Origin of the sequence: Micromonospora sp. NPDC049282 (assembly GCF_043197045.1) — a bacterium.
Taxonomy (GTDB): Bacteria; Actinomycetota; Actinomycetes; order Mycobacteriales; family Micromonosporaceae; genus Micromonospora.
On the sequence record NZ_JBICSL010000004.1, the window covers coordinates 141,336 to 160,047 of the forward strand.

22 protein-coding genes are annotated in these 18,712 nt (G+C 74.7%); 11 read left to right on the top strand and 11 right to left on the bottom strand.

The genetic code is table 11. The features are described from left to right. Window positions 1–63 precede the first annotated feature (63 nt). Together ACGFI2_RS09925 and ACGFI2_RS09930 are read right to left on the bottom strand one after the other, a co-directional pair. Window positions 64–1,104: a phosphate acyltransferase PlsX gene (locus ACGFI2_RS09925; protein ID WP_393513545.1), complete on the bottom strand. Its 1,041-nt coding sequence runs from the start codon at window positions 1,102–1,104 to the stop codon at window positions 64–66. Further along, window positions 1,101–2,903 (bottom strand): acyl-CoA dehydrogenase family protein, encoded by a 1,803-nt coding sequence (locus tag ACGFI2_RS09930; protein ID WP_393513548.1) that lies wholly within the window; start codon window positions 2,901–2,903, stop codon window positions 1,101–1,103. Before ACGFI2_RS09930 ends, ACGFI2_RS09925 begins: the two co-directional genes overlap by 4 nt. 104 nt (window positions 2,904–3,007) lie before the next feature. Between ACGFI2_RS09930 and ACGFI2_RS09935 the strand changes: the two genes are divergently transcribed. The 4 genes from ACGFI2_RS09935 to ACGFI2_RS09950 all read left to right on the top strand — a co-directional run bounded on the left by ACGFI2_RS09935 (window position 3,008) and on the right by ACGFI2_RS09950 (window position 5,742). After that, entirely contained in the window at window positions 3,008–3,586 is a 579-nt protein-coding gene (locus tag ACGFI2_RS09935) for an NTP transferase domain-containing protein (RefSeq protein WP_393513551.1), read from the top strand. Next, entirely contained in the window at window positions 3,579–4,703 is a 1,125-nt protein-coding gene (locus tag ACGFI2_RS09940; RefSeq protein ID WP_393513554.1) for an XdhC family protein, read from the top strand. Before ACGFI2_RS09935 ends, ACGFI2_RS09940 begins: the two co-directional genes overlap by 8 nt. 202 nt (window positions 4,704–4,905) lie before the next feature. Next, a complete protein-coding gene (locus tag ACGFI2_RS09945) occupies window positions 4,906–5,214 on the top strand; it encodes a hypothetical protein (RefSeq protein WP_393513557.1) in 309 nt (102 codons plus the stop codon). 69 nt (window positions 5,215–5,283) lie between these two features. Further along, window positions 5,284–5,742, top strand: a complete 459-nt coding sequence (locus tag ACGFI2_RS09950; protein WP_393513560.1) for an HNH endonuclease — start codon at window positions 5,284–5,286, stop codon at window positions 5,740–5,742. Window positions 5,743–5,757: 15 nt separating this feature from the next. Here the strand turns inward: ACGFI2_RS09950 and ACGFI2_RS09955 are convergent, their stop codons facing one another. Continuing rightward, window positions 5,758–6,156 carry an NUDIX domain-containing protein gene (locus ACGFI2_RS09955; protein ID WP_393513563.1) on the bottom strand — a complete coding sequence of 133 codons (399 nt, stop codon included), beginning with the start codon at window positions 6,154–6,156 and terminating at the stop codon, window positions 5,758–5,760. A 112-nt stretch (window positions 6,157–6,268) separates the two neighbouring features. Further along, window positions 6,269–6,535 (bottom strand): hypothetical protein, encoded by a 267-nt coding sequence (locus tag ACGFI2_RS09960; RefSeq protein WP_393513566.1) that lies wholly within the window; start codon window positions 6,533–6,535, stop codon window positions 6,269–6,271. Here ACGFI2_RS09960 and ACGFI2_RS09965 point away from each other — a divergent pair. From ACGFI2_RS09965 to ACGFI2_RS09975, 3 genes are read left to right on the top strand one after another with little or no spacing between them, the layout of a single operon-like run. Further along, the gene (locus tag ACGFI2_RS09965; RefSeq protein WP_393513569.1) at window positions 6,529–6,936 is read left to right on the top strand and encodes a nuclear transport factor 2 family protein; all 408 of its coding nucleotides are present in this window, start codon (window positions 6,529–6,531) and stop codon (window positions 6,934–6,936) included. The genes ACGFI2_RS09960 and ACGFI2_RS09965 overlap by 7 nt on opposite strands. Next, window positions 6,937–7,716, top strand: coding sequence for a class I SAM-dependent methyltransferase (locus tag ACGFI2_RS09970; RefSeq protein WP_393513572.1), 780 nt, complete (start codon window positions 6,937–6,939; stop codon window positions 7,714–7,716). Next, window positions 7,713–8,279 (top strand): hypothetical protein, encoded by a 567-nt coding sequence (locus ACGFI2_RS09975; protein ID WP_393513574.1) that lies wholly within the window; start codon window positions 7,713–7,715, stop codon window positions 8,277–8,279. Before ACGFI2_RS09970 ends, ACGFI2_RS09975 begins: the two co-directional genes overlap by 4 nt. A gap of 48 nt (window positions 8,280–8,327) precedes the next feature. Here the strand turns inward: ACGFI2_RS09975 and ACGFI2_RS09980 are convergent, their stop codons facing one another. The 5 genes from ACGFI2_RS09980 to ACGFI2_RS10000 all read right to left on the bottom strand — a co-directional run bounded on the left by ACGFI2_RS09980 (window position 8,328) and on the right by ACGFI2_RS10000 (window position 11,022). Further along, a complete protein-coding gene (locus ACGFI2_RS09980; RefSeq protein WP_393513577.1) occupies window positions 8,328–8,945 on the bottom strand; it encodes a hypothetical protein in 618 nt (205 codons plus the stop codon). A gap of 50 nt (window positions 8,946–8,995) precedes the next feature. Beyond that, window positions 8,996–9,436 (bottom strand): VOC family protein, encoded by a 441-nt coding sequence (locus ACGFI2_RS09985; protein WP_393513580.1) that lies wholly within the window; start codon window positions 9,434–9,436, stop codon window positions 8,996–8,998. Window positions 9,437–9,497: 61 nt separating this feature from the next. Further along, window positions 9,498–10,157 (bottom strand): nucleotidyl transferase AbiEii/AbiGii toxin family protein, encoded by a 660-nt coding sequence (locus ACGFI2_RS09990; RefSeq protein ID WP_393513583.1) that lies wholly within the window; start codon window positions 10,155–10,157, stop codon window positions 9,498–9,500. Next, window positions 10,157–10,567, bottom strand: coding sequence for a hypothetical protein (locus ACGFI2_RS09995; protein ID WP_393513586.1), 411 nt, complete (start codon window positions 10,565–10,567; stop codon window positions 10,157–10,159). The genes ACGFI2_RS09990 and ACGFI2_RS09995 overlap by 1 nt, the downstream gene beginning before the upstream one ends. Further along, complete coding sequence (locus tag ACGFI2_RS10000) at window positions 10,546–11,022, bottom strand: DUF1992 domain-containing protein (protein WP_393513589.1); 477 nt, start codon at window positions 11,020–11,022, stop codon at window positions 10,546–10,548. Before ACGFI2_RS10000 ends, ACGFI2_RS09995 begins: the two co-directional genes overlap by 22 nt. A gap of 119 nt (window positions 11,023–11,141) precedes the next feature. On the opposite strand from ACGFI2_RS10000, the gene ACGFI2_RS10005 reads away from it, so the two are divergent. Next, window positions 11,142–11,546: a YkvA family protein gene (locus tag ACGFI2_RS10005; protein ID WP_393514127.1), complete on the top strand. Its 405-nt coding sequence runs from the start codon at window positions 11,142–11,144 to the stop codon at window positions 11,544–11,546. Window positions 11,547–11,550: 4 nt separating this feature from the next. On the opposite strand, the gene ACGFI2_RS10010 is transcribed toward ACGFI2_RS10005, so the two are convergent. After that, the gene (locus ACGFI2_RS10010) at window positions 11,551–12,099 is read right to left on the bottom strand and encodes a GNAT family N-acetyltransferase (RefSeq protein WP_393513592.1); all 549 of its coding nucleotides are present in this window, start codon (window positions 12,097–12,099) and stop codon (window positions 11,551–11,553) included. Between the two features lie 100 nt (window positions 12,100–12,199). Between ACGFI2_RS10010 and ACGFI2_RS10015 the strand changes: the two genes are divergently transcribed. Then, the gene (locus ACGFI2_RS10015; protein ID WP_393513594.1) at window positions 12,200–12,850 is read left to right on the top strand and encodes a LysE family translocator; all 651 of its coding nucleotides are present in this window, start codon (window positions 12,200–12,202) and stop codon (window positions 12,848–12,850) included. Window positions 12,851–12,863: 13 nt separating this feature from the next. On the opposite strand, the gene ACGFI2_RS10020 is transcribed toward ACGFI2_RS10015, so the two are convergent. Further along, the gene (locus ACGFI2_RS10020) at window positions 12,864–14,873 is read right to left on the bottom strand and encodes a beta-galactosidase (protein WP_393513597.1); all 2,010 of its coding nucleotides are present in this window, start codon (window positions 14,871–14,873) and stop codon (window positions 12,864–12,866) included. Window positions 14,874–14,990: 117 nt separating this feature from the next. Between ACGFI2_RS10020 and ACGFI2_RS10025 the strand changes: the two genes are divergently transcribed. Together ACGFI2_RS10025 and ACGFI2_RS10030 are read left to right on the top strand one after the other, a co-directional pair. Continuing rightward, window positions 14,991–17,324, top strand: coding sequence for a TIM-barrel domain-containing protein (locus ACGFI2_RS10025; protein ID WP_393513600.1), 2,334 nt, complete (start codon window positions 14,991–14,993; stop codon window positions 17,322–17,324). 80 nt (window positions 17,325–17,404) lie between these two features. Continuing rightward, window positions 17,405–18,682 (top strand): ROK family protein, encoded by a 1,278-nt coding sequence (locus tag ACGFI2_RS10030; RefSeq protein WP_393513603.1) that lies wholly within the window; start codon window positions 17,405–17,407, stop codon window positions 18,680–18,682. The last annotated feature ends 30 nt before the right edge of the window (window positions 18,683–18,712 follow it).

An 18,712-nucleotide genomic window follows, 5' to 3' on the forward strand; every position in this document is an offset into this window, starting at 1 on the left:
CAGGAAGTCCCCGGCACCATATCAACGCTCGTATGTGGAAAACCAGATACAAGAACGAATGAGTCATCCGTCGACGGCGACCCGCCGAACCCCCCGACGACGGCGCGACGAGGCCGCGAAGGCGACACCCGTCCGCTCGACCACACCGGCCCGGACACACTCGACGGCGATGTCCACCCCGGCCGCCACGTCGGCCGCGCCGGCCGCGCCGTGGCAGACCACGCACACGCCGCGTACGCCGAGCAACGCGCCGCCGGCCTCGGCCGCCAACCCCCGTCGTACCGCCGCGGTCACCCGCCGCTCCCGGTCCCGCGCCAGCGCCCCGATCGGCGAGAACGCCCGTACCGCCGCCAGCGCCAGACCCACGGTGGCGTCCAGCGTGCGCTCGTACATCTTCAACGCCACGTCGCCGGTGAACCCGTCGGTCACCGCCACGTCCACCCGGCCGCCCAGCACGTCGTACGCCTCGATCTGGCCCACGTAGCCGGGCATCGCGGCCAGCAGCAGGTGCGCGTCGCGGCGCACCGGGCCGCCCTTGACCGACTCGTGGCCGTTTGACAGCAGCCCGATCCGGGGCCGGTCCACGCCGAGGCGGCAGCGGGCGTACTCGGCGCCGAGCACCGCGAACTCGACCAGCCACTCCGGCTGCGCGGTCGCCGTCGCGCCGATGTCGAGCAGCACGGTCGGCCCGGCGTCCGGCACCGGCAGGACCGTCGCCAGGGCCGGGTTGGTCACGCCCGGCACCCGCCCCAGCCGCGCCGCCGCCGCCAGCACGGCGGCGCCGGTGTTGCCCGGGGTCACCATGGCGTCGGCCCGGCCCGCCGCCACCTCCGCCGCGGCAAGCAGCAGCGAGGAGCGCCGCTTGGCGTACGTGGCGGCCACCGGGTCGTCGGCCATGCCCACCACGTCCGGGGCGTCGAGCAGCCGTACCCCGGGTGGTGGCACGCCGTCGGGCAGCAGCGGCCGGATGCGCTCGCGCGGGCCGACCAGCACCACATCCGTGGTCGTCGCGGCGGCCAGCGCCCCGGCGACCACCGGTTGCGGCCCGAGGTCCGCGCCGGCGACGTCGACGGCCACCCGCGGCCGGCGGCCGGCGGCGCTCACCTGGACGCCCCGGCGGCCGACCGGCCCGCCGGTTGGTCGACGGATCCGTTCGGTGCCGTGACAGGGGGCTCCGCCGGGCCGGGCCGCGACCGGTCGCCGGGCGCCGCGGTCAGCCAGCGCCGCAGCGCCGCGCGCGCTGGCGCCCGTTCGGCCGCGAACGCGGCCAGCAGGTCGTCCGCCCGAGCGGGCTCGGGTCCGGGTGGTCCGTCGGCCGCCAGATCCGCGGCGAGTTCGTCGACCCGGGCCGCGAGCACGGCGCCCCGCCAGCCGAGCGCGTAGCCGAGCGCGGCCTCGTCGACCTCACCGGCGCGGCCGGGCAGGCCGGCCGTCACCCGCCCGCGCGGATCGGTCAGCTCGACGGCGGCCAGCAGCGCCTCCACCTCCGCGAGGACTCCGGCGCCGGCGAAACGCCAGGCCTGGTCGGCGGTCCAGCGTCCGCTGCGCCGGGCCCGCCCGACCAGGTCGAACAGGTGCCGCAGGAGCGTCGCCAGCGCGCCCACCGCCGGGCGGCCGGTAGCCTCGGCCAGCGTCGCGGCACGCGCCGCCGGGTTCGGCGCGAACGGGCGCACCCGCAACCGGGCCACCTGGACCAGGGGTTGCGGTCCGGTCGTGTACGCCTCGGCGAGCGTCCGGTAGCCGTCCCCGCCCTGGGGCGGGCCGGCGGTGAAGCGTTCCAGCCGCCACTGCAACTGGTCGAGCAGGATGTGGCTGGTGCCGTCGAAGACCCCGTAGAGCAACACGTCACGCACCCGGGCGGCGTAGCCGAACTCCTCGACCAGCGCGCGTGAGCCCAGCACGGCGCGGCCCTCGGCGACGGCCTCCTCGGCCAGCAGGCAGCAGGCGTACTTGGCCACCGCGGTGGCGTGCGCGGCGGCCGGCCCGAGCGTGTTGATCAGGAAGGTGGCCTTGACGGCGGCGGCCGCGACCAGCACGTCGAGGGCGGTGGCCCGGAACAGGTGCTCCGCGATCGCTCCCAGGTGGACGATCGGCTCGCCGTAGACGTCCCGCCCGCGGGCGTAGGCGACCGCCTGGGCCAGCGCACCACTTGCGGCGCCCGAGGCCAGCGAGCCGATGCCGCCCCGGGACAGGGCGAGGGTCAGCCGCAGCACACCCGCGCCGTCCCCGGGGGCCCCGATCGGCTGCGCGACGGTGTCGTCGAGGCGTACGCCGGAGATGTCGGCGGCGGCCGTGGGCAGCGTGCGCCAGGCGGGCAGGGCGGTGACCGAGTCGTCCCGCTCGGCGAGGAACAGCCCGAGATCCGTCCCGCCGTCGACCCGGGCCAGGGCCACCAGCAGGTCGTGCCGCGCGCCGCCGTTGATCAGGTGTTTCTCGCCGGTCAGCCGCCAGCCGTCGGCGCCGGGCACGGCCCGCGTCGCGATGCGGGCGAGGTTGCTGCCGTGCTCCAGCTCGGTGAGCAGCATGGCGGCCGATCCGTCGGCCCGCAGCACGGCGCCGGCCCGGTCGCGTTGCTGCGGGGTGCCGGCGATGTAGATCGGCAGCAGCGCCAGCGCGTTGACGCCGAGGGTGATCGCGAGGCTGCCGCTGTGCCGCGCGAGGGCGGCGTTGAGCGCGTTGACGTGCACGGCGGTGGCCGTGTCCGGGTCGTACACCGCCGCGACGCCGAGGGACCGCAACTCGGCCAGCACGTCGTCCGGGGGTGTGCGGGCCGCGTCGGCCTCGGCCAGCCGCCGGCCGGCCTGGGGCCGGTCCAGATGGTCGACCAGGGCCGGCAGCGGAGCCAACCGGTCCATGGGCAGCGGGCAGAGCCGCCGCCACGCGGGCGCTTCGTCTGGTGTCACCCGGCACCTCACCGCCATCCCGACAGTAAATACGAGATACATGCTAGGTGAGAAACCAACAAGCGAGGGATGGCGGATCTCGGTTCTCACGCTACGCTCGGCCCATGGCCACGGCTGGACTGCTTCTCGCCGCCGGCGCCGGCCGCCGGTACGGCACGCCGAAGGCGCTCCTGGCCTGTCGGGGCGGGCTGCTGGTCGAGCACACCGCCGGGATCCTCACGTCCGCCGGCTGCGATCCGGTCGTGGTGGTGCTCGGCGCCGCCGCCGACGAGGTGCGGGCTCGTGCCCGGCTGCCCGAGGTGGTCCGCAACGAGGCATGGCGGACCGGCATGGGCTCGTCCCTGCGCGCCGGGCTGGCCGCGCTCATGCCCACCCCGGCCGTCGCGGCCGTCGTCACCCTGGTCGACATGCCCGGCCTGACGCCCGCCGCGGTACGCCGGGTGGCCCGGGACGCGACCGCAGGCTCGCTCGCCGTGGCCGTCCACCGCGACGGTCGCCAGGGGCATCCGGTGCTGCTCGGCCGCGACCACTGGGCGGGAGCGGCCCGGGCGGCGGTCGGCGACCGGGGCGCGCGTGACTACCTGCGGGCCCACCGCGACCGGTTGCTGGTCGTGCCCTGCGCCGACGTCGCCGACGGGACCGATGTGGACCGGCCCGACCAGGCGGGGCTGCTCGATGCGTGAGCACCTCGCCGACCTGCTGCGGTGGTGGCTGGCGGACCGGCCGGTGGCCGCCGCGACCGTCACCGGCACCACGGGCAGCGCACCGCGTCCGGTCGGCGCGACCATGCTGGTCGGGCCGGACGGCGCGGTCCTGGGCAGCGTCTCGGGCGGTTGCGTGGAGGCGGCGGTGCACGTCGAGGCGGAGTTGGTGCGCGACGCCGGGGTCGCCCGGGCGCTGCGCTACGGCGCCGGCCTGGAGGCGGCGACCGGTGTCGGACTCACCTGCGGTGGCGCGATCGACGTCTTCGTCGAGCGCCTCGACCGGGTCACCTTTCCCCGACTGGACGACGTGGTCGCCGCCGTGCACGCCGGCCAGCCGGTGGCGGTGCTGACCTGTGTCGCCGGGCCCCGACACCGGTTGGGCCGGCGGATGCTGCTCGGCCCCTGGGGCGAGCACGGCTCGCTCGGCGACGCGCGGCTCGACGCGGCGGCCGTGCGCGACGCGCGGGCAGCGCTGGCCGCCGCCCGCACCGAGGTGCGCCGGCACACCGACGACCTCTCGGTGCTGGTGACCCCGTACCCACCGCCGCCGCGGATGATCCTGTTCGGCGCGACCGATCACGTCGCGGCGCTGGCCACGGTCGGTGCACAGCTCGGCTACCGGGTGACCGTCTGCGATGCCCGTCCCGCCTTCGCCACCCGCCGCCGGTTCCCCTCGGCCGACGAGGTGGTCGTCGACTGGCCGCACCGCTACCTCGCCGCCGAGGCCGCCGGCGCTCGGGTGGACGGGCGAACGGTGCTGATCGCCATGACGCACGACCCGAAGTTCGAGCTGCCACTGCTGGAGGTCGCTCTCGCCGGCCCAGCGGCCTACGTCGGCGCGGTGGGGTCCCGCCGCGCACACGCCGAGCGCCTCACCCGGCTGCGGGCCGCCGGTGTCGACGCCGGCGCGCTGGCGCGGCTCGCCGGGCCGGTCGGGCTGGACCTGGGCGCCAGCACGCCGGCCGAGACCGCGATCAGCATCGCCGCGGAGGTGATCGCGGTGCGTACCGGTCGTGCCGGCGGGCCGCTCGGCCGCGGTCACGAGCGGATCCACGTGTCGCCGGTCCACCCTCCCGAGGTGCTGACGCACCCGTGACCGGGCGGTCCGACTTACGCTCGCCGGGCGTGTCGCCATCGATCGGACAGTCGGGTCGAGAGCGGTATGACTGTGCGTCATAGTTGTGACTCAGAGGCATTGCCGGTCCCACCGAGCAGTTCCCTCCGCCCGTCACACGGCCGTGACCGAGCTTCCGGGCCCGGGCCGGTTTCCTTGCCCTGAGCGCCGGGAAGGCTCCGGCATGGCCGAGACATTCGTGAGCGAAGACCTGAAGACGCTGCGGTCGATGGCGCGCGGGGCCGGGATTCCGGATGCCGAGCGTCTGTCGCACGACGACCTGGTCGAGGTGTTGCGCCGGGCCGGCCTGGCCGACGGCACCCAGGACGACTGGCCGGACCAGCCGATCCAGGACCCGGCACACCTGGCCGGGCTGCCCCGCAGCTCGCTGCGGCAGGGCGACGAGAGCACCGGCGGCCGTGCCGCCGAGGAGGCGATCGGCGCCCGGCCCGGTGAGTCCGGCAGCGAGATCGACGACCGCACCCAACGCTGAGAACGGCGCGTGGGCCGCCCACCGATCCGGGCGGCCCGCACGCCGCAGCGTTCTCGTATTCTCGGCGGCATGCTGTCGCAGGTGACCGGACTGTCCCGACACTTCACCGAGGAGTCGCTACGGGCCCACCTGCTGAGCCGCTCGGAGCGCTCGCCCACCGGATGTCTCATCGTGCGCGGCTACGGCGGCCGTCGCGGGGTTCACCAGAAGGTCGCCGGACGCGCCTGGGCGCACGTCGCGGCGTACGTGGTGCTCGTCGGCGGTTACCGGCCGGACCTCGAGGTACGCCAGGACTGCGGCGTGCCGGACTGCATCGAGCCGACCCACCTGCGGCAGCTCAGCCACGCCGACAACTGCCGGCAGCGTCAACAGCAGCCGACCTGCCGCAACGGGCACGACCGGGAGGCCGACCCGGCCACCGGGCGGTTCCGGAAGGTGTGCCGGCGCTGCAACAGTGACGCCCAGCGGCGGTGGCGTGAGCGGCGCGCCGCCGAGGTCGCCGCGGCCAGGGCCGGCTACCGGCCTTGAGCGGGCTTGCGTCGTTCAGCGGAGCCCGGCGTCGCGGTGCAGATGATCGAAGATGACCTGGTCGACCGGCGAGACCCGGTGACGGTCGGCATAGCAGAGCCAGGCGACCTCGGCGATCTCGACCGCCGGTCGTAGGGCGCCTCGGTAGCCGGCGGTGTAGCAGCGCATTCGCACCACGATGCCGTCCGGATGACCGTGCGCCTGGGCCTCGAAGGCACCGGCGAACGCGGCACTGTCGGGGTCTACGGCGACGCTGAGTTCCTCCCGGACCTCGCGGACGAGCGTGTCGAGGTCGCTCTCACCGGCCTCCCGTTTTCCGCCGGGCAGGTAGTAGACGTCCTTGCCCTGCGAACGGGTGCTCAGGATGGCGCCGTTCTCCATCCGGATCCACGCGACCTTGTCGATGACGCTCACCGCTGTAGATTAGTGGGCCTCGTACACCAGGCCATCTGCTTACGCACAAGAACTGTCATTATGATGCACGTCCGATTCGGGTGTTTTGTTCGCTCAAATAAATGGATTATCGTTACTGACATTCCGTTAATGTGCCGCAGTGACGCGACGGACGGTGCGCGGTCAGGCGGCGCCCCACGATCACCGAGGTGATCTCGGGACGGCCGCGGAGCCACGCGAGCGCGACGCGCGGCGCGGTCGTCCCCAGTTCGGCGGCGACGGCGGCGCTGTCGTCGCCGATGTCGAAGTGCCGCTCGGCGGGCACCCGGTCCGCCGCGACCGGTACTACGGTGGCGGCAACAACACCGATCCACTCCGGAGGCAGAGGTGCCAGTGTCATCGCGTGAGGTCGTCGAGCGGGTGCTGCGCGCCGGCCGGGAGCAGGACGTCGAGGCGTTCGTGGCGCTGATGGCGCCGGAGGGGCACATCGAGTGGCCGTTCCGGCCCGCGGGCGTGCCCGGCCGGGTGCAGGGGCACGCGGAGCTGCGGCGGCACCTGACCGAGACGGCCAACGCCCTGGTCACGATCGACGAGCACCGTGACGTGGTGCTGCACGAGAGCACCGACCCCGAGGTGGTCGTCGTGGAATACGAAGCCCACGGCGCCGTCGTCGCGACCGGTGCGCCGTTCGAGCAGACCGTGATCGCGGTGTTCCGGGTCCGCGACGGCCTGGTCGTGTCCTACCGCGACTACATCAATCCGCTGCGCCTGCTCGCCGCGCTCGACGAGCGTAACGTCTGAATGGACCAGGACGAACACGACCGGCACTCCTCGTCGTTCGGTGCGGCGGCGCTTGCGTACGCCGAGCACCGCCCGGACTACGCGCGGGCCGCGGTCCGGTGGGCGCTGGAGGCCGCGCCCGGGCCGCGGGTGCTCGACCTCGGCGCCGGCACCGGCAAGCTGACCGCCACGCTCGCCACGGTCGACGTCGACGTCACCGCCGTCGAGCCGGACCCGGCCATGCTGGCCGAGCTGCGTCGCGCCCTGCCGGCCGCCCGGGCGCTGCCGGGCAGCGCCGAGGCGATCCCGCTGCCGGACGCGTCCGTCGACGCCGTGCTCGCCGGCAACGCCATGCACTGGTTCGACATGGCGGTCGCGGGTCCGGAGATCGCCCGGGTCCTCGCCCCCGGTGGCGTCCTGGCCGGGCTGTGGAACGTTCTGGACGACCGGGTCGACTGGGTCGCCGGGCTGGCCGAGGTCAGCGGCAGCGCGGCCGTCGGCCCCCGGGACACGCCCGCCAGCTGGCGGGTCGAGACGGCGCGGATGCACCTGCCGAAGACCGGCGACCCGGCCCGGTTCGACAACCCGGAGCAGGCCGAGTTCCCGCACGGGCAGCGCCGCACCGCCGACTCACTGGTCGCGACGCTGGCCACCCGGGCGGGCATGCTGGTCATGGCGGAGCCGGAGCGGGAGGCCGCGCTCGACCGGATCCGCGCGTACCTGGCGAGCCGCCCGGAGACCGCGCACGGCGAGTTCACCCTGCCGATGTCGACCTGCGTGCTGCGCGTGCGACGTCGGTGAACGGCACGGACGTCCGCACGGCCGCCGCGGCGATGGCCGCCGTGCTGCTGCCGGCCGCCGACCGGGACTGGACGGTACGCGCGGGAGACCTGGACTGGTCCTGCTGGGCCACCGCCGCCCACGTCGCGCACGACCTGGCCGGGTACGCCGGTCAGGTGACCGGCCGACCCACCGACGGCTATCTCCCGTTCGACCTGCGGATCCGTCCCGACGTGCCACCGGCCGAGGTGCTCGCGGTGGCGGTGGCCGCCGCCGGGATGCTCGCCGCCGTGGTGGACACCGCCGATCCGGCCGACCGCGGCTGGCACTGGGGCCGGTGCGATCCGGGCGGCTTCGCCGCGATGGGTGTGGCCGAGATCCTGGTGCACACCCACGACGTGGCCCGGGGCCTCGGCCTGCCCTGGTCACCGCCGACCGAACTGTGCGCCGGAGTGGTGCGACGGCTGTTCCCCGACGCGCCCGCCGGCGACCCGGCGCCGGTGCTGCTCTGGCTGACCGGCCGCGCGACGTTGGGCCGGCGCCCGCGGCGGACCGCGTGGACGTGGCAGGCGGCGCGCGGCTGAGCGCGGTCCAGCCCACCCGTGCTCCCAGCTAGGACTGCGGGACGGGGCTCAGATTTCGGCAGTCGCCCGCCGCCCGCGCGTTGCGGTCCGCCGCCTACCGGCGGCAAGGACCCGACAGCAGCCCACCGTTCCGGTCACCAACAGCACCAGTCCGCTGATGAGGTCGGCCACCCGGTTCGGCCAGGGCAGGATCGCGGGGGTGGTGAACCGGCCGACGGCGAACGGCTCGAGCACCGCTCCGAGGGGGACGACAAGGCGGGCCGCCACCCCCCACGCATCCGAACGGCGGGCGATCGCGCCCACCAGGCCGAGCGGTCCGCCCACGACCAGCGCCGCCAGGAGCCAGTGCAGGTTGGCCGCCCAGACAGTCAGGTCGAACATGCCGAACGCTGTCCCCACCCCGTAGTGGACGACGCAGGCGGTCAGCAGGGCGACCACACCAGCGGCGGCGGCCGGCGCGGGGCGGCGGACGAGCCACCCGGACAGCACTGCCAACCCGGCCCAGACTGCTCCCGCGTTGACCAGCTGACTCAGGGTCAACCGACCGGCCAACAGGATGTCCGCCCTGCCTTCGAGCTGGCTCGTACTGGTCACGTTCGAGGCGAGCGACGCCAACGCCAGCACACTCGCGGCGACGACGACCAGAGTCCATCCCCGTCGAGACATGGCCAGAGCGTACGCAGCCGCAGTCCTGCTCCCTGCTGTGGGCGTACGCCTCAGTTCAGCTGCTCGGCCAGGGCGAGGATGATGCCGCTCGGCCCGCGCAGGTAGCAGAGCAGGAAGCTGTCCTCGAAGCGCGTCACCTCGCCGACGAGTTCGCCGCCGAGGGGCCGGAGGCGGGCGAGCGTGGCCTCGATGTCGTCGACGGCGAACATGACGCGGTGCAGGCCCAACGTGTTGGCCGGGGTGATCGCCGGCTCGGGGGTGATCGACTTCGGGGCGTGGTACGTCGCAAGTTCGAGTCGGCCCGCCGCGTCCGGGATCCGCATCATCGCGATCTCACTGCGCATGTCGGACAGCCCGACGACCCGCCCCGCCCAGTCTCCCTCGATCGGCATCCGGCCTTCCAGCTCCATGCCGAGCGCGGTGAAGAAGGCGACGGCGGCGTCGAGGTCGTCGACGACGATGCCGACGTTGTCCATCCGGTGAATCGTCACGTCCCGAGGATATGGCCGAGGTCCGACATCACCGGCCCGCCCAGGTGCGCCGGGACTGTCGTCACGTTCGCGGCCAGTCCGCGAAGGCCTTGCGCAGCCCGTCGATCTCCGAGGGCGTGAGGCGGTACAGGGTGAAGACGGCGTCGGGAAGGCGATCGAGCCGTCGGAGGGCGTCGTGGGCCTCGTCCTCGGTGAGATCGGGGTCGGCGCGCCGACCGAGCACGATTAGGTCGGATCGGTCATAACGGTCGAGGACTGCCGCGACGTCGATGTAGTCACGAGGCTGAGCCCGAGTGATCATGGCAGCCACCTTGGTGCCGATGAGGTCGTCAAGGTGCAGGACAGGGCCGATGTCGAGGACGACGGGAGTGTTGGTCCGGGCGAAGCGGACGAGCTGCACCCGGACGGCTTCGTCGTCGTGGCGAACCTCGAACTCGACCATGTCCTGGTCGAACCCGTAGAAAACCTCATCCAATTCGGTGGGATCGGCGACGCTCTCGACCTGGTAGCCAGCGTCGCGGAGTGCCTCGCGGACCAGTTCGGCGGCCGCAGTTACCCCACCGTCGACATCGGTGAAAAGGTCGACGTCCTCGGTCGGACGATTGACGACGCCGTGGACGACCAGCGCCTGCCCGCCGGCGAGGGCGAATCCGTGGCCCGCGGCCGCAGTGAGTGCGAGCCGGGCCACGTCGTACTGAAACGGTTCGGGGATGAGCGGCATCAGGCCGCGATGTTCCGGACGCGGAGCATCATGTGGCGCTGCTCCCAGGCGCGGCGGACGCCACGAGGCAGATACAGCGTCCGCCAGAGTCGGACCAGGGTCGGCCCGTGCAGCCAGGTGTGCAGCTCATCGGCGCGGACGGCTTCGGTCAGCACTGTCTCGTACATCCAGGGCAACATGCCTGGCCGATCGAGGTCGACGTGCCGATCAGGCTGCCAGAACAGCCGGTGTGGCAGCTCGACGACGCCGGTGGTGGGACCGCGCAGCTCGCGGAGATCGTTCGCCACGACCGCCCGGCGCCCGGGACGGGCCGCGGGCGTGTTCGTGCCTCGAACGGAGCCGATCGGGTCCATGGGTACAGAATAGCCGGGTTGACCTGCGCTCGGGTTCAGCGACGCCACCAGCGCCACCGGCGCCGTGTGCGGGCGGGCCGCTCGGCGGGTGGCTGCGACCGCTCCGGCGGGGTCGCTCCCGCGGCGGGCCTGCGGTCGGCGCGCCAGCGCAGCACCGCCTCCTCGACGTTGACCGGCCGGACCACCACTCGCGGCCCGGTGGGGGCGCGCAGCCAGGCCACCACCTCGGCGTTCAGCACCGCCACGTACGACCGGACGGCCGCCTCGGTGGGCAGGTCGCGCAGGTCGGCGGGGAGCTGTTCGATGCGGCGGCGCAACTGCAACGGGGTGGGCAGCATCAGGTCGGACGGGATCTGCTCGCGCTCCATGAAGCTACGGATCCACCAGCCCTCGTCGTAGGGCTCGTTGCGGCCCGGGATCGGTCTGCCGGCGCCCGGCAGGTTGTCGAACTCGCCGCGCTCCTGGGCGGAGCGGATCTGCGCCTCGACCGCGGCCTCCCAGCCGTACGTCATCGCCGTCACCTCCCGTGTCCACCGTATCCGGCGGGGGTTCCCGCCCATGGTCAGCGCCGGAGGGCGCCGAGGTGTTCCCGGCGGCGCGTAGGGTTCCGCGACGGGAGGGGGCGGTGACGGTGCGGGACTGGTTGGTCGGCCTCGGGGTGGCGGTGGTCTGCCTGGTGGGAAGCTGGGCGCTGCTGGTGCTGCTGGCGCGGCGGCTGCCGCCGGGGATCCTGCGCGATCTGGCCGCTTTCATTCCCGATTGTCTGACCACGGTGCGGCGGCTGCGTCGTGACCCCCGGGTGCCGCGCCGGGCCCGGATCGCGATCGTGGTGGCGGGCGTCTGGCTGGCCAGCCCGATCGACCTGATCCCGGAGTTCCTGCCGGTGATCGGCCCGCTGGACGACATCGTCGTGGTCGCGCTCGCGTTGCGCTACGCCGGGCGGCAGGTGCCCCGGCAGGTGCTGCTGGACGCGTGGCCGGGCGAGCCGCGGCTGCTGCTGCGCCTGCTCGGCGACGCCCCGGAGCGCGCCGGGTGACCGGTCAGCCCCGCAGGCGTACGTGCCGGTGGCCGTCGCGGGGGAACGGCGGTCGGGCCGGCATCACCTCGGCGAACGCGTATCCGCTCTTCTCCGCCACCCGGCAGGAGGCCGGGTTGTCGATCTGGTGGAACAGCTCCATCCGGGCCAGCCCGGCGGCGGCGAAGCGGGCGAACGCCCACCCGGTGACCGCGTCGACGGCCCGGGGCGCGACGCCCCGCCCCCGGGCCGGCGCGGCGGTCCAGTAGCCGACCTCGGCGGCCGGGTGGCCCGGCCGGACCTCCTTGAGCACCACGCAGGCCACCAACTGCTCCCCCGCCGGCGTGTCCTCCAGCACGGCGAAGCTGAACCGGCGGTCGGCCGCCCAGCCCTGCCGGCTGCGGCGCAGGAACGCGCGCGCCTCGCCCCGGGTGGTCACCGGTCGGCGGACCCAGGCGCGCAGCACCGGGTCCCGGTACGCCTCCAGCAGCGCCTCCGCGTCGCCGTCGCGGAACGGGCGCAGCAGCAGGCCGGGGGCGGACGGGGTGGCGGCGGCGGACAGCACGACGGACATCTGCCGAGTGTCGCGCGTCACGCGCTCCGGCCGCGACCCCGCACCCGTGGGCGAGGCCGGCGGCGTAGGGTCCGGGCAGGGTCGACGGCGGGGAGGCGGCATGGTCACGCTCGGCGCGGTGGTGGGAATCGCCCTGGTGGCGCTCGGTCTGGTGCTCACGCCCGGGCCGAACATGGTCTACCTGGTGTCCCGGTCGGTCACCCAGGGGCGCCGCGCCGGTCTGGTGTCGCTGCTCGGGGTGGCGGTCGGCTTCCTGATCTACCTGGCCGCCGCGGTGGCCGGCATCGCCACCGTCTTCGTGCTGGTCCCGCCGCTCTACACGGCGGTGAAGCTGGCCGGCGCGGCCTACCTGCTGTGGCTGGCCTGGCGCACGCTGCGCCCGGACGGCCGGTCGGCGTTCACGCCGGCGCCGCTGCCGCCGGACCGGCCCCGACGGCTGTTCACCATGGGCCTGGTCACCAACCTGCTGAACCCGAAGATCGCCATCCTCTACGTGTCGCTGCTGCCGCAGTTCGTCGATCCGGCGCGCGGGCACGTGGCGGTGCAGAGCCTGCTGCTCGGGCTGACCCAGATCGGCATCGCGCTGACCGTGAACGCGCTGATCGTGCTCAGCGCCGGCACGGTGTCGGCGTTCCTCACCCGCCGGCCGGGCTGGGCCCGCCTCCAGCGGTACGTGATGGGCACCGTGCTGGCCGGGCTCGCGGTGCGGATCGCCGCCGACCGCTCCCGCGCCGCCGTCGCCACCCCCTGATCCGGTACGCGCGTCAGCGCGGCGGTTCGCACAGCACCGCCACGCCGCCGGGCGGCACGGTGACCTGGTCGTCGACCGGTTCGCCGGTGAGCAGCTCGTGCCCGGCGGCCGGCACCCGCTGCGGCCGGTCGGTGTGGTTGAGCAGGAACAGCCAGCTCCGTTCGCCGTCGCGCCGGCGTACCGCCTCGACGCCGGGCGGCGCCGCCGGGCAGGTCGGGACGACGCCGGCGAGCCGGGCCGCGTCGGTGAGCAGCCGGCGATAGGTGTCGTCGTCGGGCCGGGTGGAGACGTACCAGGCGCGGGCGTCGCCGATCCGGTGCCGGGTGACCGCGGGTCGGCCGTCGAGCACCCCGCCGATGTAGGCGGTGACCTGTTCCGCGCCGGCCAGGTGCAGCGTCTCCGACCAGATCCGGCCGAACCCGCCGCTGGTCAGCGGCGCCCGTTCGTCGTCGGCGAGCGGGTGGAACTCCTCCACCCGCACCCCGAGCAGGTCCCGGTAGGCGCCCGGGTAGCCGCCGAGGCGGACCCGGGCGTGTTCGTCGGCGACCCCGCTGAGCCAGGTGACCAGCAGGTGCCCGCCGGCGTGGACGTGCCGGCGTACCCAGTCGGCGGTGGCGTCGGAGGTCAGGTAGAGCGCGGGCAGCACGAGCAGCCGGTGGCCGTCGAGCGGGTCGCCGGGCATCACCAGGTCGGTGGTGATGCCGGCGTGCCACAGCGCCCGGTGCGCGGCGGCCACCTCGCCCGGGTGGTCGAGGCCGGCGCGGGGCATCCCGGGGTGGCGCAGCGCCCAGCCGCTGGCCGCGTCGTACGCGATGGCCACCCGCGCCTCCACCCGGCCGGCCTCGGTCCCGCCGAGCCGCGAGAGCGCCGCGCCGAGGGCGGTGGCCTCGCGGAACACCCGGGTGTCCGCGCCGGCGTGCGACACCACGGCGGAGTGGAACCGTTCCGCGCCGCCGGCCGGGGCGCGCCACTGGAAGAACATCACCCCGGCGGAGCCCCGGGCGACGTGCGCGAGGCTGTGCCGGGTCATCCGTCCCGGCTCCTTGGTGTGCATCCGCCCGGGGGTGTGGATCTGGTCGGGCGCGCTCTCCATCAGCAGCCACGGCGCGGGCCGGCCGGCGCCGTGGCGGGCCCACCCACGGGCGAGGTCGGCGGCGAGCGCGGTCTGCTCCTCGGCGCCGCCGTCGACCCGGTCCGGGTAGTGGTCGACGGCCACCAGGTCCACCTCGCGCGCCCACCGGGCGTGGTCGACCGGCACCCAGTCGCCGAGCACGTAGTTGGTGGTGACCGGCACCGCCGGGTTCGCCGCCCGCAGCACGTCGCGCTGCTCGGTATACGCGGTCAGCAGCGTGTCCGACCAGAAGCGGCGGAAGTCGAGCAGCTGGCCCGGGTTGCCCAGGTACTGGGTGGCGCGCGGCGCGCCGACGTGCGCCCAGTCGGCGTAGTGCTGGCCCCAGAAGCTGGTGACCCAGGCGTCGTTGAGCGCGTCGAGGTCGCCGTGCCGGTCGGCCAACCAGCGGCGGAACGCCGCCTCGGCGTGCACGCAGTGGCAGATGGTGCCGTACTCGTTGTGCACGTGCCACAGCGCCAGCGCCGGGTGGTGGGCGTACCGGGCGGCGAGCGTCGCGGCGATGTGGCGGGCCGCCGCGCGGTAGGCGGGCGCGGCGGCGCAGTAGGTGTCCCGGCTGCCGTGGTGCAGTCGGGCGCCGTCGGCGGTGACCGGCATGGCGTCCGGGTGGGCGTGCGTGAACCAGGGCGGCGGCGAGGCGGTGGGGGTGGCCAGGGCGGCCCGGATGCCGGCGGCGTGCAGCAGGTCCAGCACCCGGTCGAGCCAGTCGAACGTGTACCGGCCGGGGGCGGGTTCCAGGCGGGACCAGGCGAACACGCCGACGGTGACCAGGTTGACGCCGGCCTCGCGCATCAGGGCGACGTCCGTCCGCCACACCTCGGGGGGCCACTGTTCGGGGTTCCAGTCCCCGCCGTAGCTGAGCCGACCGCCGCTCCACAGCGCTTTAGTTGTCATCCCGGCCAAACTAAGAACAGGTGAGGCGGAAAGTCAATGCGCCCGATCATTGACAGTTAGTTGTGGTTCCCAAGAAACTGGCGGTACCGCCGCCCGGGTCGCCGCAAGGAGACGCCCATGCCGTACCGCCCGCCGTTGGTCCCGTACGAGACGTTCGTGGCCGACCCGCCCGACCTGCCGGTCCGCTCCCCCGGCGAGCAGGGCGCCGACGACGTGCTGCGGGCCGAGGTGGTCGCGACCGACCCGCACGGGGTCACGCTCACCGCCACCTGCGCCTCCGGCCGCACGCTCGTCGCCCGGATCGAGGCCGCCGGGGACGGGATCGTCCGGGTGCGCCTCACCGACGACCTCTCCGTGCGCAGCCGCTCCGCGCGCGCCACCACGCTGACCCGGCCCGAACCGCACCCGGCCGAGATCACCGTCGACGACGCGTACGCCCGGGTGGACGCCGGCGCGGTGGTCGCCGAGATCCGCCTCGACCCGTGGGGGCTGCGGTTCCTCGACCGCGACGGCCGGCTGCTGGTGGCCACCGACGGCGGCACCCGGGACATCAGCGGCCGGCGGCGCACGCTGCCGCTCGGCCGCTCCACCGTGGACGGCGAGCCGGTCGCCTGGCACGAGAGCTTCGTCGCGCCCGGCGACGAGCGGTTCGTCGGGTTCGGCGAGAAGTTCACCCCGCTGGACAAGCGCGGCCAGCGCCCGTTGATGTGGAACTTCGACGCGTTCGGCGGCGAGTCCGACCGGTCGCACAAGAACGTGCCGTTCTACCTGTCCGACCGCGGCTACGGGGTGCTCGTCGACAGCGGCCTGCCGGTGCAGTTCGACGTCTGCGCCAGCACCCACAGCAGCGTGCAGCTGCTGGTCCCGGACGACCTGCTCGACTACTACGTGCTGGCCGGCCCGACCCCGGCGCAGATCCTGGACCGGCTCGACGCGCTGACCGGCCGGCCGTACCTGCCGCCCCGCTGGGCGTTCGGGGCCTGGATCTCCTCCGGGTTCTTCCCGGACAGCGAGCAACGTGTCCGGGAGCGCGCCCGCCTGATCCGGGAGCGGGACGTCCCCTGCGACGTGCTGCACCTGGACTGCTACTGGCAGGTCGCCGGGCGCTGGTCCGAGCTGCGCTGGGACGAGCAGGCGTTCCCGGATCCGGCCGGGATGCTCAAGGACCTCACCGAGCAGGGCTTCCGGGTGTGCCTGTGGATGAACCCCTACCTGATGACCGACAGCCCGCTCTACGCCGAGGCGGAGGCCGCCGGTTACTTCCTGCGCCGCCCCGACGGTGGCACGTACGTCGCGGACACCTGGCACGGCAGCTATCCGGTCTGCGCCATCGTGGACCTCACCAACCCGGCGGCGGTGCGCTGGTTCCAGGGGCTGCTGCGGCCGCTGCTGGCCCAGGGCGTCGCGGTGTTCAAGACCGACTTCGCCGAGGCGGTGCCCGCCGACGCGGTGGCGCACAACGGCATGACCGGCGTCGAGCTGCACAACGTCTACGCGTTGTTGTTCAACGACGTGGTCGCCGACGTCACCGAGGAGGTGGCCGGGCACCGGACGGTGTGGGCGCGCTCGTCCTACCTGGGCGGGCAGCGGCACAGCGCGCAGTGGAGCGGCGACGTCAACGCCACCTGGCCGGGCATGGCGAGCACCCTGCGCGGCGGGTTGTCGCACGGGCTGTCCGGGGTGCCGTTCTGGAGCCACGACACCGGCGGCTTCCACGGCACGCCGGAGCCCGACCTGTACGTGCGCTGGACCCAGTTCGGCGCGCTGTCGCCGCTGGTCCGGCTGCACGGCACCACCAGCCGGCTGCCGTGGGACTTCCCGCCGGAGGCGGAACGCCACGCGGTGGCCGCGCTGCGGCTGCGCTACCGGCTGCTGCCGTACCTCTGGTCGGCCGCCGTGGACGCGGCCCGCACCGGCAGCCCGGTGATGCGGGCGTTGCTGCTCGACACGCCCGACGACCCGACCGCCTGGGCCACCGACCTGCAGTACCGTCTCGGCGCCGACCTGCTGGTGGCGCCGGTGCTCGACCCGTCCGGGGAACGCGCCGTCTACCTGCCATCCGGCGACGACTGGCTGGACGCGGCCACCGGGCAGCGCCACGCCGGCGGCCGGCACCTGCGGGTGTGCACGCCTATCGACCGGCTGCCGCTGTACGTGCGGCGCGGGGCGCTGGTGCCGGTGGTGGCGCCCGCGCCGACCGTCGCCGAAGGCCCGTTTCGCGACGTCACGCTCGTCGCCTGGGGCGGGACCGACGGCACGACGGTGGTGCGCGACCCCGACGGCGACACCACGGTCACCGCCACCCGCGACGGCGACACGCTGCGGGTACGGGTGGACGGGCCGCTGGACGTCCGCCGGGTCAGCGTGGTCGGCGAGGACCCGCCGCGTCGCGTGGTGCTCGACGGCCAGCCGGCGCCGGTGGCCCCGTTCGAGCCCTGGTTCGGCGGCTGAGACCGCCCGGCAGGGTCGTGGTCGATTTAGTTTAAGCTGTAGCCGAACCCCACGGCCGCGGCGCAGGAGGCGGGCACCACGTGATCAGCATCGACCGGTCGTTCCAGACGGCCGACCTGGGCGACGTGCGGGTGGCCAACCGGGCCGTCGTGCTGCGACATGTCCGGTTGCACGCCCCCTGCTCGCGCGCCGACGTGGCCGCGCGCACCGGGCTCAACAAGGCCACCGTCTCCAGTCTGGTCGGCGAGCTGATCGAACACGGGCTGCTGCGCGAGACCGGGCTGACCGAGAACCGGGTCGGCCGGCCGGCCACCATGCTGGTCCTCGACGGTTCCCGCTACGTCGGGCTCGGCCTGCAGATCGGCGCCGACGAGCTGGTCGTGGTCGCCGCCGACCTGGCCGGCGCGCCGCTGCTCACCTGGCGGCGCGCGTTCGCCGCCGCGACCGCCGGCCCCGAGGAGACGGTACGGGCGCTCGCCGCGCTCACCCGCCGGGCGGTCACCCGGGTCGCCGGGGCGGGACGCACGGTGCTCGGCCTGACCGTGGGCGTGCCCGGGCTGGTCGACGCCGACGGGGCCGTGCCGGCCGCGCCCGCGCTGGGCTGGCGCGGCGTGCCCCTCGCCGCCGACCTGCGCCGCGCGCTACGCGATCCGGGCTTCCCCGTCGGCGTCGACACCGACGCCAACCTCGCCGTCTCGGCCGAGCTGCGCCACGGCCCGTACGCCGGCACGGCCGACCTGGTGCACCTGACCGGCGGGCTGGCGGTCGGCGCCGGCCTGGTCAGCGGCGGCCGGCTGCTGCGCGGCGGCCGTGGCTTCGCCGGCGAGATCGGCCACCTGCCCGTGCTGGCAGGCCACCTTCCGTCCGCGGCTGCGGGGCTCGCCGGACCGGCTCACTCCTCGCACTCACCCGACGGGCTGCCGTGCCACTGCGGCCGGCACGGCTGCCTCGCCGCGGTGGCCGGGGTGGACGCCGTGGTGCGCCGCCTGCTGCCCGACGTGGCATCGGACGGCCCGATCGCCGACTACCTGCCGGAGATCGAGCGGATCCAGGCCCTCGCCCGCGCCGGGGACGCCCCGGTGCGCGACGGGCTCGCCGAGATCGGGCGGCAGCTCGGGCACGCGGTGTCCGTCCTGGTCGACCTGCTCGACCCGGAGGTGGTGGTGGTCGGCGGTCACCTGGCGGCGCTCGCGCCGTGGCTGCTGCCGGCCGCCCGCGCCGAGATCGCCGCCCGCACGTGGGGGCTGCCGGCCACGGTCCGGATCGAGGCCAGCGAGCTGGGTTCGGCGGCCAGCGCCCTGGGCGGCGCCGCCGCCGCACTGGCCACGGTGGAGGCCGGGCAACTGCCCGCCGCCTGACCTCTTGACCGTACCGGCCCCGGGTGCCAA